This window comes from Acinetobacter sp. 102 (assembly GCF_037028485.1).
Classification (GTDB): Bacteria; Pseudomonadota; Gammaproteobacteria; order Pseudomonadales; family Moraxellaceae; genus Acinetobacter; species Acinetobacter higginsii.
The window spans coordinates 428,364-444,420 of sequence record NZ_JAZEZK010000001.1; the positions used below are offsets into that span (position 1 = coordinate 428,364).

Annotated in this window: 16 protein-coding genes; 12 read left to right on the forward strand and 4 right to left on the reverse strand. The window is 40.0% G+C overall.

Annotated elements, in window-relative coordinates:
* The first annotated feature begins 5 nt into the window (after positions 1-5).
* The 3 genes from WA352_RS02065 to WA352_RS02075 all read left to right on the forward strand — a co-directional run bounded on the left by WA352_RS02065 (position 6) and on the right by WA352_RS02075 (position 4,178).
* A complete protein-coding gene (locus WA352_RS02065; protein ID WP_005317279.1) occupies positions 6-1,313 on the forward strand; it encodes a DUF445 domain-containing protein in 1,308 nt (435 codons plus the stop codon).
* Positions 1,314-1,558: 245 nt separating this feature from the next.
* Positions 1,559-2,713: a pyridoxal phosphate-dependent aminotransferase gene (locus WA352_RS02070; RefSeq protein ID WP_005317277.1), complete on the forward strand. Its 1,155-nt coding sequence runs from the start codon at positions 1,559-1,561 to the stop codon at positions 2,711-2,713.
* Positions 2,714-2,810: 97 nt separating this feature from the next.
* On the forward strand, positions 2,811-4,178 hold the full coding sequence (locus tag WA352_RS02075; RefSeq protein WP_004803509.1) for an MATE family efflux transporter: 1,368 nt from the start codon (positions 2,811-2,813) through the stop codon (positions 4,176-4,178).
* 63 nt (positions 4,179-4,241) lie between these two features.
* On the opposite strand, the gene WA352_RS02080 is transcribed toward WA352_RS02075, so the two are convergent.
* Entirely contained in the window at positions 4,242-5,069 is an 828-nt protein-coding gene (locus tag WA352_RS02080) for an SDR family NAD(P)-dependent oxidoreductase (RefSeq protein ID WP_004657060.1), read from the reverse strand.
* A gap of 275 nt (positions 5,070-5,344) precedes the next feature.
* Between WA352_RS02080 and WA352_RS02085 the strand changes: the two genes are divergently transcribed.
* From WA352_RS02085 to WA352_RS02100, 4 genes are all read left to right on the forward strand, one after another.
* Positions 5,345-6,022: a TetR/AcrR family transcriptional regulator gene (locus WA352_RS02085; RefSeq protein ID WP_005317275.1), complete on the forward strand. Its 678-nt coding sequence runs from the start codon at positions 5,345-5,347 to the stop codon at positions 6,020-6,022.
* Between the two features lie 251 nt (positions 6,023-6,273).
* Positions 6,274-6,984 (forward strand): phosphate regulon transcriptional regulator PhoB, encoded by a 711-nt coding sequence (gene phoB, locus WA352_RS02090; protein ID WP_004657056.1) that lies wholly within the window; start codon positions 6,274-6,276, stop codon positions 6,982-6,984.
* Between the two features lie 9 nt (positions 6,985-6,993).
* Complete coding sequence (gene phoR / locus WA352_RS02095; protein WP_005317273.1) at positions 6,994-8,352, forward strand: phosphate regulon sensor histidine kinase PhoR; 1,359 nt, start codon at positions 6,994-6,996, stop codon at positions 8,350-8,352.
* 109 nt (positions 8,353-8,461) lie between these two features.
* Entirely contained in the window at positions 8,462-8,929 is a 468-nt protein-coding gene (locus WA352_RS02100; protein WP_005317271.1) for a DUF2147 domain-containing protein, read from the forward strand.
* 73 nt (positions 8,930-9,002) lie between these two features.
* Here the strand turns inward: WA352_RS02100 and WA352_RS02105 are convergent, their stop codons facing one another.
* Positions 9,003-9,455, reverse strand: coding sequence for a PACE efflux transporter (locus tag WA352_RS02105; protein WP_005317269.1), 453 nt, complete (start codon positions 9,453-9,455; stop codon positions 9,003-9,005).
* A 94-nt stretch (positions 9,456-9,549) separates the two neighbouring features.
* Between WA352_RS02105 and WA352_RS02110 the strand changes: the two genes are divergently transcribed.
* The gene (locus tag WA352_RS02110) at positions 9,550-10,443 is read left to right on the forward strand and encodes a LysR family transcriptional regulator (RefSeq protein WP_225761769.1); all 894 of its coding nucleotides are present in this window, start codon (positions 9,550-9,552) and stop codon (positions 10,441-10,443) included.
* Between the two features lie 426 nt (positions 10,444-10,869).
* A complete protein-coding gene (locus tag WA352_RS02115; protein ID WP_005317264.1) occupies positions 10,870-11,211 on the forward strand; it encodes a DHCW motif cupin fold protein in 342 nt (113 codons plus the stop codon).
* A gap of 402 nt (positions 11,212-11,613) precedes the next feature.
* Here the strand turns inward: WA352_RS02115 and WA352_RS02120 are convergent, their stop codons facing one another.
* On the reverse strand, positions 11,614-11,739 hold the full coding sequence (locus WA352_RS02120) for a hypothetical protein (RefSeq protein ID WP_005201657.1): 126 nt from the start codon (positions 11,737-11,739) through the stop codon (positions 11,614-11,616).
* Between the two features lie 97 nt (positions 11,740-11,836).
* Between WA352_RS02120 and WA352_RS02125 the strand changes: the two genes are divergently transcribed.
* From WA352_RS02125 to WA352_RS02135, 3 genes are all read left to right on the forward strand, one after another.
* A complete protein-coding gene (locus WA352_RS02125; protein ID WP_005317261.1) occupies positions 11,837-12,742 on the forward strand; it encodes a LysR family transcriptional regulator in 906 nt (301 codons plus the stop codon).
* Between the two features lie 539 nt (positions 12,743-13,281).
* Entirely contained in the window at positions 13,282-14,127 is an 846-nt protein-coding gene (locus WA352_RS02130) for an ADP-ribosylglycohydrolase family protein (protein WP_005317258.1), read from the forward strand.
* A gap of 199 nt (positions 14,128-14,326) precedes the next feature.
* Positions 14,327-14,932, forward strand: coding sequence for a LysE family translocator (locus WA352_RS02135; protein ID WP_005317256.1), 606 nt, complete (start codon positions 14,327-14,329; stop codon positions 14,930-14,932).
* Here the strand turns inward: WA352_RS02135 and WA352_RS02140 are convergent.
* Entirely contained in the window at positions 14,913-15,809 is an 897-nt protein-coding gene (locus WA352_RS02140) for a LysR family transcriptional regulator (protein ID WP_005317252.1), read from the reverse strand. The two genes, WA352_RS02135 and WA352_RS02140, sit on opposite strands and share 20 nt — an antisense overlap.
* Positions 15,810-16,057: the final 248 nt, after the last annotated feature.

Below are 16,057 nucleotides of genomic sequence, written 5' to 3' on the forward strand. Positions count from 1 at the left end.
ACTCAATGAGTTCAGTCGAAGAAATCCACGTCCCAAGCTTACAACGAAGTAAATACTTCGCCACCATGGCACTGATTATTGCAGTGGTGTCATGGGTCGCTTTAATGGTCGCGGCACATTTTCTGCCTGAATATAAATGGCTCATCCATATTTTCATGCTCGGTGCAGAAGCAGGCGTGGTTGGTGGCTTAGCCGATTGGTATGCAGTCACCGTCTTATTCCGCAACCCTTTCGGCAGAATGCCCTTACCCAAACTGTTGCGTGACCACACTGAAATTATTCCACGTAATAAAGCGCGTATTGCCGAATCAATGGGACGCTTTGTACAGGAAAATTTCTTATCACCACAAATTGTGGAACGTAGCTTACAAAATGCCGATATCAGTTTGGCAGTGGGTCAATGGTTGGCCAGTCCAAAGAACAATCAGCAAGTGGTACAGATGATTCAGCATGCTGTGCCGAGAATCTTTGAATTTGTCAGCCAAGATCAGATTGCACACTTTGTCCAAAATAACAGTGTGCAATGGGTCAGAAGTACCAAAGTCAATAAACTGGCCAGTGAAATGCTGCGTGCGGTGCTGGAAAATGATTTCCATCAAGATGTATTACAACGTGGACTGGATCTGGCACATGAATGGATGGTATCTCACCCTGAAGAAGCACGTGATTTGTCACGTAAATTATTCCAAGAACTCGGTGTTTGGAAGCTGGCTAAAGGCGCAAGCTGGATCGGCATTGATGTACAGCAACGCACTATTGATTCACTCATTGAAAAAGTTGAATCGATGCTGGCCAATCCTGACCATCCTTGGCGTCAAGATATTGAAGCCACCACGCATAACCTGATGCTGGAACTGGCAGAAACAGACAGTGACGCCAGCCAACGCTTAAACCGTGGCAAAGATGCCCTGCTCGATAGCCCACAAGTGCTGAACTTTATCAGTGGCGCTGTGGCCATTCTATGTGATGCGATTAAAACTGATTTAATGCAGGAAGATTCAGGCATTGCTACCAATTTACAAGCCGCCATTCAACAGTTGGGTGAGAGCCTGATTCAAAATGAAAAAGTGCGTCAGGTACTGAATGAAAAAATGGTCGGTTTAGCCACCAATTTCAGTGAGCAATATAGCGACAAGATCATTCGTTATATCAGTGAGCGCATTCATGAATGGGATTCTCGGGAAATGATCGCCAAAATTGAAAGTGAAGTTGGCGGTGATTTGCATATGATCCGCGTCAATGGTGTGATTGTCGGTGCGTTTATTGGTTTAGCACTCGGTGTGATTCGTGCCATTGTTGAAAATGTTTTGTAAATAAATCACATCGTAAAGTTCTCTAGCTCAATTTAAGTTGGGATCAACTATCGTGACGGCGGCATGGATGCCGCCCGTAGTGCTGCGGCCTCAAGGATGGGCCATCAGCACTACAAAGGATTTTTGTTACTTTTCATCCTTGAAAAGTAAAACATGCCTATGCAAATTACATATAATTTCTCACAGCATACGAGGCTGTGCAGAGTCATCGTAAAAAAGAAATTAGATATTAAAAAGGACATCCGATGTTGCAACTTCAGTCAAAACTCCCAAGCCAAGGCGTCACCATTTTTAGTGTCATGACTGAACTCGCACACCGACTCAATGCCCTGAACTTATCCCAAGGTTTCCCCGATTTCCCTGCGCCACCTGCATTGCTCGAAGCCCTCAGCCAAGCGACACTTTCAGGTTATAACCAATACCCTGCGGGTGACGGCGTACTGGCTTTAAGACAACAACTGGCCACACAATTCTTGGCACGTGATCAGTTGCAACTCGATCCAGTCACTGAAATCACCATCACCCCTGGCGCAACCATTGCAATTTTCTGTGCCATTCAAGCCTGTATCCACGCTGGCGATGAAGTGATTATTTTCGATCCAAGCTATGACAGCTATGCCCCTGCGGTTCAATTAGCAGGTGGAAAATCAGTACATATCCATTTAGATGCACCCAGCTTTCAGGTGAATTGGCAAAAGGTCAAAGACAGTATCAATGCCAATACCCGCATGATCATTGTCAACACCCCACACAATCCAACAGGTGCAATTTGGTCAGAACAGGATTGGCGTCAGTTAATTGATTTGATTCAAGATAAAAATATCGTGGTGCTCTCAGATGAAGTCTATGAACATCTGATTTTTGATGGGCAAAAACACTATAGCGCACTGCAATTTCCAGCATTGCGTGAACGCAGTTTTGTGATTGGTTCTTTCGGCAAAACCTATCATGTCACTGGTTGGAAAACCGGCTATTGTGTTGCTGCACCACAACTCATGCGCTTATTCCGCCAGATCTATCAATTTGCCAATTTCTGTGGCACCACTCCATGCCAGATTGCACTGGCCAACTATATGCAACAACACCCTGAGCATATTCAAGAATTGCCAAGTTTTTATCAGGCGAAACGTGATCTGTTCAACGCCCAAATTCAAGATTCACGTTTCGACTTCATCCCATCTCAAGGCACCTATTTTCAAAATCTGGATTACAGTGCTATTCGCCCTGATCTTAATGATGTCGAGATGTGCCAATTCCTTGCGGAGCAACATAAAATTGTGGCAATTCCAATTTCGGTGTTCTATCAACAAGCACCAGCCTCATTACGCCTGATTCGTTTCTGTTTTGCCAAAACAGATCAAACACTGCAACGTGCAGGTGAAATCCTCGTACAATGTTGATCAACAAAAAGAAACTGAACCCTCATCTTCAACACAACTGAGAATGTTATGTTGACAAAAATACAATCGTTTCAGGATGAAGCGTGAAGGAAATTGAATGACACCACGCCAACCCTTGGTCATGCAACCAAATCTCTGGAAAACCTTTTTTGTGTTTCTGGTACCGTTGATTGCCACCAATATTTTACAAAACCTGTCAGGAACCATTAATACTATCTTTGTCGGTCAAATGATGGGAGTCAATGCAATTGCCGCAGTATCAGTATTCTTCCCCATCCTGTTCTTTTTACTGGCTTTTGTAATCGGGATTTCCGCAGGCTCCACAGTGTTGATTGGGCAGGCATGGGGTGCGCAGAATCTAGAAAAAGTTCGCTCAGTGATTGGTTCTACCGTCTTTATGACCTTAATCGGCGGCAGCATTATTGCGGTCTTGGGTCTGATCTTCGCCAAACATATTTTGGAGTTGCTGGGTACCGATCCTAAAGTGATGCACCTGTCCTTGCCTTATGTGCAATGGATGTTGGTGGGCAGTCCCTTACTGTTCGTCTATATTATTTATACCTCGATCTTGCGCGGTGTCGGTGATAGTGTGACGCCACTGATTGCCCTGAGCCTCACCAGCTTGATTGGTTTGGGCGTAACCCCCGTTTTACTGAAAGGTTATTTTGGTTTTCCAGCGTTAGGTATTGTTGCCCCTGCGATTGCAACCATTATCGGTTATGCTGCGGTGCTGATTTTTTTAGCCATTTATCTAAATTATAAAAACCATCCGCTGAAAATTGATGGTCTATTGCTGCAACATATTCGCCATGATGCAGAACTGAGTAAATTAATTTTAAAACTTGGTATTCCAACAGGGATTCAAATGGTCACCACCTCCTTAGCGGGTTTGGTGATTATTGGCTTGATTAACCATTATGGTGCGCATGCCACCGCTGCCTACGGCGCAGTCAATCAGGTACTGAACTACATTCAATTTCCAGCCTTGTCGATTTCAATTGCCGCTTCGATTTTTGCAGCACAAGCAATTGGCGCAGGTAAACCTGATTTATTGGCCAAGGTCACCCGTACCGCTCTAGGTATGAACTTCTTATTTACCGGTAGTTTAATTGCCCTCGCTTATTTGTTCTCAAAATATCTGATGGCGCTGTTTATTACCGATCACAGTGTGATTGAACTGGGTCAGCAACTGTTATTTATTGTGCTGTGGTCGATTTTGTTCTTTGGTGCCAGTGCCATTTTTGCATCGATTATGCGTGCCAGTGGTGCGGTCAATATTCCAATGTTGATCAATATTTTCACGATTGTTCTAATCGAAGTGCCGTGCGCGTATTGGTTTAGCTCATTGTGGGGCTTAACAGGCATCTGGATTGCCTATGCGCTGTCCTTTGTTTGCCTATGTCTGTTCCAAGCCTTTTATTATCAATTCTTTTGGAAGAAGACCAAGATTAAGGTACTGATCTAAAACCACCTTCTGACGGATATAAAAAAGCCATTCACAGAGAATGGCTTTTTTCATGCTAACGACTTACATCATCTTGGTTGCAAGCGCTGCAATACGCTGATAACCCGTCGGGAATAAACGTTGGAACGAATCCACAATACGCGCATCGGTCCCAATCAATAAACGGCGTTTATCTTTCAATACTGCATTTAAAATTTGACGTGCAGCTTCTTCTGGTGGGGTACGCAGGAACTTATCAAATTGCTTGATTGATTTGTTTGGGTCCATGCCCAAGCTCTTCAAACTGTCATTCATTTTCGCTGCTTTGGCGATATTGGTACGAATCCCGCCCGGATGTACGCAAAGTGAGCTGACACCACCCTTCTCAATGTCCAATTCCTGACGTAATGATTCAGTAAAACCGCGTACCGCAAATTTAGTTGCGTTATACGCCGATTGGGTTGGTTGCGAGGTTAAACCAAAAATACTGGAGATGTTGATGATATGACCATCTTTGGTTTGTTTGATGAATGGCAGGAATTCTTTGGTGCCATAGACCACACCCCAGAAATTAATCCCAACGATCCATTCTAAATCTTCATAGCTTGCGCCTTCCACTGTCGAACCAAGTGCTACGCCTGCGTTATTGAAGATCAAATTGACTGAGCCATGATCCTGTACAGTCTCTTGCGCCCACTGTTTCACCGCATCACGGTTTGAAACATCGAGGACTTTGGTGGTCACTGTCACAGGGTACTGCTTCACTAATTCGACAGTTTGCGTCAGGCCTTTTTCATTGATATCACTCAATGACAAATGACAGCCTTGTTTCGCCAATAAAACAGCCAGTTGTTGTCCAATCCCAGAACCTGCACCGGTGATCGCTGCGACTTTATTTTTAAAATTTTTCATTGCCTATCCTTTGTGTAAGGGCCTGTTTAACCTGTAACCAATATAATTTTGACAATACGTGTTGTCAATATAGTACACTACAGCTTTAAGACAAATGGCAATAACCAACATCCTACATGTCATAATAGGCCTATTTACATTTCATGACCGATGATGTTTAAAAGAGACAAGGTATATTTTCAAAATATGGTTATGCTAGCAGCACAACAAGGTTGAAATGCACATATTAGACTTAGACATACGATTTAAAGACTTTTTAGGGAACGGTTTTCTCAATGGCAACTCAAGATCAAGCGACACGCAAGAAAAACAATACAGAAGCGAAAGAACGGCAATTCAAAGGTCTGTCTTTAACTGAGCGCAAAGAAGCACGTCGTGAAAAATTGATTGAAGCAGGTATTGCAACCTACGGTACACAAGGCTTTTTCTCAGTCACGGTCAAAGATGTCTGTAATGAAGCCAAGCTGACTGAACGCTATTTTTATGAATCATTTAAGAAAAGTGAAGAACTATTTCAAACCGTATTCTTAAAAATGATTGAAAAAATGCAAACCTGCTTAACCCAAGCTGTCCTCATGGCAGCACCTGAACCCAAGAATATGGTGACTGCAGGTTTGTCAGCGTTATTGAGCGCGATTAAAGATGATCCTCGTATGGCACGGATTATTTATATTGATGCGATGCTAGTGCAGGATTTACATAATCAAGCCACCATTCAAGAAACGCTGACCCAATTCGATCGCATTATTCAGGGCTTCGTGATGATCACCATGCCCAATGCCCCACATAGCACTGAAGAAGTCTCGTTGATGGCAACTGGCCTAAATGGTTATGTCACCCATATTATTATTCGTTGGGTCTCGGAAGGCTTCAAACAGCCTCTGGAAGATGTTCTGTCCGCCTGCTGTGCTGTCTTTTTGTCTTTTATCGAAACCACCTCGCAAAAAAATTAAAATCGTTTTACAGTTTTGTGACACGCAAAGCTGTTAAACTACAGTTAAGTTAAGCAAATGAATTCATTTGCTTTATTGCTAGGCAAATTGTCATCAATCCGTCACGACTCTGCCCCATGCTTGTCACAATTTATTGCTAAATTCGACTTTATTAATTCTTTTGCAATGATATTGTCATAATTAATCTTTGTAATAAGCCTGTCATAACAACAAAACGGTTAAACCGTTACAGATTTTAAGGGTATTGCGCTGTGAAAGATGACTATATTTTAATTGTCGATGATGAGCTACCGATCCGCGAAATGATCCATACCTCTTTGGATATGGCAGGCTTCCAATGTTTACAAGCTGAGGATGCCAAACAAGCGCATCAGATTATCGTTGATCAGCGTCCTGCGCTTATTTTGCTGGATTGGATGCTACCTGGTGGCGTGAGCGGTGTGGATTTATGCCGTCGCCTCAAACGCGATGAAAACTTGGCCGAGATTCCTGTGATCATGCTGACTGCACGTGGTGAAGAAGACCACAAAGTACAAGGTCTGGACGCAGGTGCCGATGATTACATGACCAAGCCATTTTCAACCCGTGAACTGGTCTCTCGCATCAAAGCGGTATTACGTCGTGCCAATGCATTGAGCGGTGAAAAAGTGATTGATGCCAATGGTTTATTACTTGATCCTGTCAGCCAGCGCGTGAGTTTCGGCAACAGTATTTTAGATATGGGCCCAACCGAATATCGTTTATTGGCCTTCTTCATGACCCATCCTGAGCGCGCCTATACCCGTGCTCAACTCCTAGATCAGGTCTGGGGTGGCAATGTCTATATTGAAGACCGTACTATTGATGTGCATATCCGTCGTTTACGCAAAGTGTTAGAGCCTTTTGGTGTCGACCGTTTTGTACAAACCGTTCGTGGCACAGGTTACCGTTTTTCGACACGAGCAGATTTAGCAGTAGGTTAAAAATCCTTTATGTATGAGCCTTACCCCGTCCCTGAACTGGCACGTGAACACCAACGTTTTCGCTACAGCAGTTTATGGACCTTTGCAAAACAAGATTTAAGACTGTTACTTTTTTTCTTATTGATTGCAAGCTTAGTCGGATTCGGGGTGGGTTACTTCTGGAGCTGTATTTTTATTGCCTTCGTGCTGTTTTTTTTCCTACAGCTACGCTCGCTTTATCTGGTCAATGAATGGATTTCCAATCGCCCTTATGATGTCCCACCCAATCTGAACGGGATTTGGGGCGCTTTGCTGTTCAATGTTTACCGTGCACAACGTCAAGAACGCATTGTTCAAGCGGAGATGGTCGGATTGATTGATCGGGCGCAATCCTCTCTGGTGGCATTGGCCGAAGCGGTGGTTTTAATTGATGATCAACATCAAATCGAATGGTGGAATCCTGCCGCTGAAAAATTGTTAGGGATTAGCCCTTTGGATCGTGGCCGCAACTTATTGTCGATTCTGCGCCAACCCAATTTTATTGAATATTTCAACCATAGCGATCAATCTCCTGATGGTATCCGTTTACAGGCGCAGATGGATGAAGAACGTTATGTACAGGTCAAACTCACCCGTTTTGGTGGAGAAAGCCGTCTGCTGGTCGCGTATGACACCACACGGGTGCATAATCTGGAACAAATGCGTAAAGACTTTGTCGATAATATTTCACATGAGTTACGCACACCATTGACCGTGCTCAGTGGCTATATCGAAACCTTTACCGATCAAGATGATATTACCCCGCGTTGGAAACGTGCTTTCACCCAGATGCAATCTCAGACCAAACGGATGAATGCTTTGGTCAATGACCTCTTATTATTATCAAATTTAGAAAATAATAAAAAAGTCGCAAAGAATCAGATTATTGATATGGCCAATCTGATGAACCAAATCTTTGATGATGCCCGTGCCTACAATCTCGATTATGGTCATACCCTCAATCTGGATATTGATAGCCATTGCGACCTGATTGGTTCTGATATCGAAATTGCCAGTGCATTCAGCAATTTAATTACCAATGCGATTAAATACACGCCTGCAGGTGGCATCATCACCATTGGCTGGCATGAAGATGGTGACCATGCCTACTTTACCGTTCAGGATAATGGCATCGGGATTAACCCAAAACATTTGCCGCGCCTAACAGAACGTTTCTACCGTGTCGATAGCGCACGTAGCCGTCAGACTGGTGGAACAGGATTAGGGCTTGCGATTGTGAAACACGTGTTGATGCAACACGGTGCGCACTTGGAAATTACCTCTAAAGAAAATGAAGGTTCGACCTTTACTGCGGTGTTCCCGAAAGAACGCTTATACCGCATGATTTAAACCTGAAGGGAACTGCTAAGTTCCCTTAAATATGATGTGATCATTCCACTAAAATAATATAATAAATTTTTGTTTCATTTCATTATTTATATTTCTCGATGTATTCCTCATGCTCAATACCCCTTTTCTTCGTGCTTGTATTCTCTTACTTGGACTCAATACCCCTTTGGCGATTCATGCTGCTCCAACAGATCCACTGATTGGGACGTGGAAAGTCGTCGATGAGCGTACGGGCTCGTATCTGTCTGATATCGTCATTCGCAAACATTCTGCGACCGAGCAATACAGTGCGGTGATTGTCAAAATGTATCCTTCTGCCAAGGAGGCTGCGCCAACCTTATGTACAGCATGTACAGGTACTTTTAAAAACCAGCAGATTATCGGTATGGAAGTGCTAACTGGTCTAAAGATGTTGAGTCAAAATGAAGAATTTGGACAAGGTGTTTGGCTCAATCCTTATGATGGTCACAAATACAACCTAAATGGACGCCTCAGCAAAACAGGTAAAATGTTGAGTATCAATGCCAAAAATCCAAGCAATAATAGTTTCCGTAATATGACTTGGATTCGACTTTAATTATTTAAATTTCACATAAAAAAGAGTGCATTTTATGCACTCTTTTTTATAAATTTAAGCATAAGACTGTCAATTAAGAGCTGGTTTTGGCACTCATCGCTGCTGGCTCAAGCAAATGACTAGGCAAACCAAAAATATGATCAAAAAAGTAATTATAAACAAAGGTATAACATGGAATCAGCACCATCAAACTAAAATCTAGCAAGAAGGCTTTAACTAAACTGATCTGCATCCACCAAGCAATCAAAGGAATCAAAATCATCACCAAGACAATTTGAAAGCCAATCGCATGTGCCACACGTCTGAGTACCGTACGTTTTTTTGATGTCTGCTTCTTTTCCCACATCTCAAACACATAGTTATAAAAGAAATTGACTGTCACTGCGATCACAGCAATCAAGATCGACAAAGGTCCTGTATGACTGATGGTCGTGCCTGAAAGCACCGCCAACACCATCGCACAGATAAAAAAGCTCAAAACTTCATAGAAAAATACGTAAGTGACTCTTCTCTTGGTTCCTTGCATGACCACACCTTAAAATCAATAATGAGTGGATTTTACGCCTTAAATTTGATAAAAAAAGTCAATCGTCATCAGATTTACTGACAAGGGAATGACCATGAAACTCAGTAGCGAACAGCTTGAACTGATTCTTGAAATTATTGATCGTGGTAATTTTTCCGCAGCAGCACGCGCACTAAATCGAGTGCCTTCAGCAGTCAGCATGGCGATTGCCAACCTAGAAGCAGAGTTAAATTTAAAACTGTTTGAACGTAGTAAAAATCATCTCGCCCCGACAGAAGTCGCGCTTTCAATCGAACCACATGCCCGACTGATTGTGACCAAATTACGTCAGCTCGACCTGCATTTGACCGAACTTTCAACGGGATTAGAAACTAGTCTTTGCATTGGCATCGCTGCAGATGTGAATCAAAAGTTTTTATTGGCAGGGATTGAACAGCTGACTCAACGCTATCCCTTGTTAAATATTGAAATAGTCAGTGCACCACAACAAGAGCTCAAAACACGGCTACACAATAACGAAATTGATCTCTATATCGCGTATAGCTCATCACAACTCGATAACAATGAGCGTTTCCGCTTACTGGGGATGGAACAATTCGTTGCTGCGGTTTCACCGAAAGATGCACAACAGCTCAAAGCACATAATAAGAATGAACTCACCATGTTATCTGAACTCAGACAGATTATTGTTGCAAGCAAACATTACCCTCTACCTGACAGTCGGGTTTTGGTCTCGGATTCTTATTGGTATAGCGACAATTTATCTATGGCCATTGATATGGTGGAACAAGGTCTGGGTTGGGGTAATTTCCCCCTTTCCGTCGTACAAACACATTTTGCCAAACAAAGCCTGGTGCGCTTGGCCTTTCTCGATACCACCAATGGGCTGGATATGCCGATTCATGCCATTTGGCCAGCTTATAAGCCACTGAGCAAATCCATGCAACTCTTGATTGAACTGTGGGAAAAACAAATCCATCGCACATAAAAAAAGCCCGACATCCAAGTCGGGCTTTTTCGTATTCCTTTCACTAGATACAACTCCTGTCATATCTCACGTCCTGATGCGCAAACTTATCATTCTTGTTTTATGTTTTGGAACTTCCTGTTCCTGATGAGTTCATATTAGGCAATTCAGCCTTGATTGAAAATGGGACATTGCCCTGAATTGGTGTAAGTAAAAGCGTACATGGTTTATGTTTAAAAATCTGACAAGAAATATCTAAGCTATTCACAAAGAAGCTATCTTATTTTAAATCAATGGCTTCTTTAATTTTCTTAATATGATCCAAGTAAGTATTTAAATTTTTTAATTAATTTTCCTTCGCATTACAGCTCTTCGCTTAAATAAGAGTATTGCAAAAACTAAATTTATCTATATTTATAGAATAAATCTAAAGTTTTGGAACAGTATATGAATATTTTCCCTTTTCCATTTCAAGTAACTGACTGGAATAAAATAGAAACAGTAGAATACCGTGGAGAAACTGGAAATGCGTATTGGAAAACACAATACTTTGGTGAAGAAGGAAATAGAATTAGAGTAAGAATTGTAGAATACTCAGCTAATTACTTAGCTGATCATTGGTGTGAAAAAGGACATATTCTATTTTGTTTAGAAGGCGAACTTGAAAGCAGATTAAAAGATGGAAGGACGTTTATTTTAACCCAAGGAATGAGCTATCAGGTTGGTGATCATGCTGAACCACACCAATCCTTCAGTTTGAATGGAGCTAAATTACTCATTGTTGATTAAATTAACATTATGTGGCTAAGGTAAAAGACATAAGATTCAATCTTAAGCCTTAGGTTCAGTGATACACCTATTCACTCCAATTCTGTTGGTTATAAAACAATAAGCCAACACACTCAATCACTTGTTAGATTTGCAATAAAAAAGCCCGACATCCAAGTCGGGCTTTTTCGTATTCCTTTCACTAGATACAACTCCTGTCATATCTCACATCCTGATGCGCAAACTTATCATTCTTGTTTTATGTTTTGGAACGTCCTGTTCCTGATGAGTTCATATTAGGCAATTCGACTGAGGCTGGAAATGGGACATTGCCGTTGATCGGTGTAAGAAAAAGCGTACATCGCTGAGCCTTCTCACCCTTAAAAAGTCAGTAATCGTATGAAACTAAGTAGGATGAATTTATCAATCTCCCAATAAATCAATAGTCTGCTCTTTTGTCATCACGCCCATATACTGATCGTAGCTTTGAGCCAGTAAACAAATCACTACAGCAGCAATCAAGGTCAACATCTTGTTTTTCATAGTCATGTTCAGCTACCTAAATCGAGGATCTATAAAAAAAGGTATAAGATTTCTTCCATCTAATCTAATATATAAAAAACAAGCACTGATCTAATTTTGAGATATGTGGACATTCAAACAATTCAATTATCTAATCACAATTGTTGAAACTGGGGGCTTTATTGCTGCCTCGGAAAAGCTATTTATTGCTCAATCCGCCCTAAGCAGACAAATTAAAAATTTAGAAGAAGAAATAGGTTTTGAAATTTTTGATCGATCTGAGAAGAAAATTAGACTCACACCTGCAGGGGAAGCACTGTATAAAAGTTTAAAAACCAATATCGATCATTTAAGAAGTTCAATTGTCAGTGCCCAAAGCATCAGCCGTGGTGAAGGTCGAATCATTAAAATTGCCCATTCCAGTAGTATTGTGTTGGATCAAAACAAGTTGGAAATCTTTGAGCAACTCTGTGATACCCATAACATTGATATCGAAATGAACACTCTATCTTCTGAATTACAGCTCGAATATTTATTGAATGGGACAATTGATCTGGGTTTTATTCGCCCCCCGATTTATCACAATTTAAATGATGTCAATTCGATCAGTTTATACACTGCCCCTTTATATGTTGCTGCCCATATTTCAGACCCATTATTAAGTGAAAAAGAAAGTATATCGATCCGTGAGTTAGAACCTTTAAATTTTGTTTCCGTACCACATAAAGCCCGTGGTGGTTTAAGCTATTTGGCCGCCAATTTATGTTTGGTGAATGGTTTTAGTCCCAAAAGAACCAGAATCTACTCAAGGAAAAGATCTCAACTGGAACTGGTCGCTAATGGTTTTGGCATTTGTATTGTGCCTGAAGAGTTTAAAGTGATTTTGCCCAGCAATGTCAGACTGATTCCAATTCAGGACGAGAATACCCTCAGTGAAGTGAAGCTCATCTGGAAAAAGGATGATGATCTAATCGTTGAGCGTTGTGCAGCATCGATTCATGCCTATTACAGTGCCAAACAAATAAACTAAAGAATTGACTATGTTTCAGCTCAAATGAAAAAAAGCCCGACATCCTGTCGGGCTTTTTCGTATTCCTTTCACTAGATACAACTCCTGTCATATCTCACATCCTGATGCGCAAACTTATCATTCTTGTTTTATGTTTTGGAACTTCCTGTTCCTGATGAGTTCATATTAGGCAATTCAGCCTTGGCTGAAAATGGGACATTGCCCCTAATCGATGTAAGCAAAAACGTACATGACTTTTTAGTTTATTAATTAAATGAAAATTACTTATACAAAATAAGAATACTTTTAAAATATGTACTCGGATTAGTTTATTTAATGATAAAGTAATTAGACTTAGAAAAGTTTCTTTATCTGATTCTTAATCAAGTCATTTTTCTATAGATTCATTTGATCTCAAAAATTATTCAACATGCTTTTTCAAGGTAAGTTTTAGAAATGTATTTTTTAACTCCATATATTTAAATAAAATACTGTAAATGGAGTTGCATGCGTAGATTCTAATAACTGATTAAAACATGTTTAAAAGAGGGTACATTTGCATGTTAACTGAAATAGCTATTGCAGATGTATATGGTGCAGGATTCGAATTTTGTGCTATAGAAAAAATTAGTCTTCATAATAACTTAGAATCATATTGTAAACATGAGCTATATGATATTTCAGGTAAATATACAGATGATACTCAAATGTCAATTGCTATAGCTGAATTTATCTTGTCTGGAGCAGAATGGAATAAAGAAAATATAGCAGCTAAGTTCTTAGAGTGTTTCCAAAGAGATATTAGGCTTGGATATTCCGAAGGTTTTTATAATTTGTTAACCCAAGTTAGCTCAGGGAAAGAGTTAGTTAAGACGCTGATATCAACTAGTGAAAGAAATGGTGCTGCTATGCGTTCAGTACCTATCGGATTTTTAAAAAATAAAAATGATGTTGTTGCTTTTGCCACACTACAAGCACAAATAACGCATAATAGTAGCTTAGGGGTAGCCTCAAGTTGTGCTGTAGCTTTAGCCGCATATTATGGCTTACAAGAGAGAGGCACATTAGCAGAATTGGAAAGCTTTTTAGGAAATGAAGGCTTTAATGGATGGAATTTTAACTGGCAAGAAAGAGTTTCTTTAAGTGCATATGATACCGTTAGTGCCTCATTTAGTTGTTTAGTAAAACATAACTCAATGAGTTCTCTTTTGAAAGCATGTATTGAATTAGGTGGAGATACGGATAGTGTTGCGTCTATAGCTATAGGTCTAGCTACTTGTTTTAAAGAATACAAAGATGATTTGCCAAATCATCTTTTTGAAATGCTAAAAGAAAATAGATATGGAATATCTTTTCTAAAGGATTTAGATAAAGATCTAATGAACCTACTACACTATTCACAGTGATAAAAAAAGCCCCTATTTTGGAGCTTTTTAAAATCATATCTAAATTAAACAGAATGACCTAAACGCTCACCCATCACCACCGTCGAATTGGCTTTAAACCTTCAAAAAATCAAAATCTGCTTTTGATAAAACCAGACTAATCTTATTTAAACCACGCTGTATCATCTTCTTTTAAGATTGATCTCAAAAGACCATAACAATGCAGCTTTCCATTCTTTTCAGTATGTTTATCTTTTCATTCACGATGTCCATCTCACCAGGACCCATCAATATCTCCATTCTCTCATCCAGCTTAATCTATGGATTTAGAAAAACACTGCCCTTTATCTCAGGTGCAAGCATTGGCTTTAGTTTACTGCTTATATTTTTAGGCTTTGGGATATCTAAAACCATCATGCATTACCCGACATTTTTTATGATCATTGAGGTTTTAGGCAGCTTATTTATTTTCTATATCGGGCAAAAAATTATATGTTCAAAAGCAGAAGTTGAAATATCAAACAATATTGCGGCAGGCAATTTTATGGATGGATTTCTCTTACAGTGGCTCAATCCCAAAGCATGGATTGCCTGCCTCTCTGGTATCTCATTATTTTCCTCCCCCGTGAGTTATCATCCCTTGATTCTGTTTACTCTCATCTATTTCATTACCTGCTATATCTGTTTAATGCTTTGGGGAATTTCTGGGCATAAACTCGCTAAAATATTAACCAACTCACGCCAGCTCAAAATCCTGAATACCATAATGGGTGGGTCGTTAATCATTCTATCAAGCTACATGCTCATTAAACTATTTTGGAGTTAAATGATTGATAAATTCGCTCAATCAAAGCATGTGCAATACTATTGATTGGAATATTGGCAGGCCAAACCGCATACACACTCAATGGCTCAAGTGTCCAATTCGGTAGAACTTTCACAATATTTTGCTGTTCAAGATCAGCTTGGATTAATTCATCAGGAGGCGCTGCCAACCCTGCATTTAATTTTGCCAATCGATACGCGGCTTCAACATTATTCACATAAATATGAGGCTGATAGGAAATTTCGACTTCCTCACCTGTGTGTTGATGCCGCAATATTCTTTTATTTTTTCTCATACTCAAACCAATCCATTTCATATTGATCAGCTCTTTAGGATGAGTAATGGATTGCTGTTGGCTTAAAAATTCAGGTGTTGCAACAATACTTCGGGCTAAAGGAAATAAATAGCGAGCTTTAAATGAACTATCTGGAAGCTCACCAATTCGAACAGCAATATCCACATTCTCAGCGATCAAATCTGTCCGACTATCATCACAAGTAATATGCACAGTTAAGTCCTGATATGCCTCACAAAATGTCGTGATACAGCGCATCAACTCACTGTGAATAAAAACCGCAGGAATAGAAATATGCAGCTGTGTCTTTCTAAGAATAGAACGTTGCTTAAAATCTAAAATACCTGATTCATAGGTTTCCAACATGACTTGGGCGGTATCTAAAAGTTTTTGACCATCATGAGTTAAGGTCATTTTCCGTGTATTTCGATAAAATAAGGCACATTCCAAATTCTTTTCTAACTTGGCTAAATGCATACTCACTGTCGTTGTAGATAAGCCTAATGCTTTAGCACCTTTTGAAATTGAACCAAACTCTGCAATTTTTGCAAAAATAATTAAATATCTTATATCTTCAATCATATGTTTGATCTACCGAAGATGAGTCCATACACAGCAATTGTAATTAATCAGAAATAGTAGTATTTCTTTTATAACGGATATACAAATTTAAACTGGATAATATCCCTGCAAAAATACAATACAGTATAAAAACCGTCATATTAATCAATGGTCGATCCAAAAAATAATTACTGAATATTGTTGCAAAAGTAAGCATTCCTAAAAATTCAAAAAATGAGAGTTGTGGTATTAAAAATTTCATCATTATT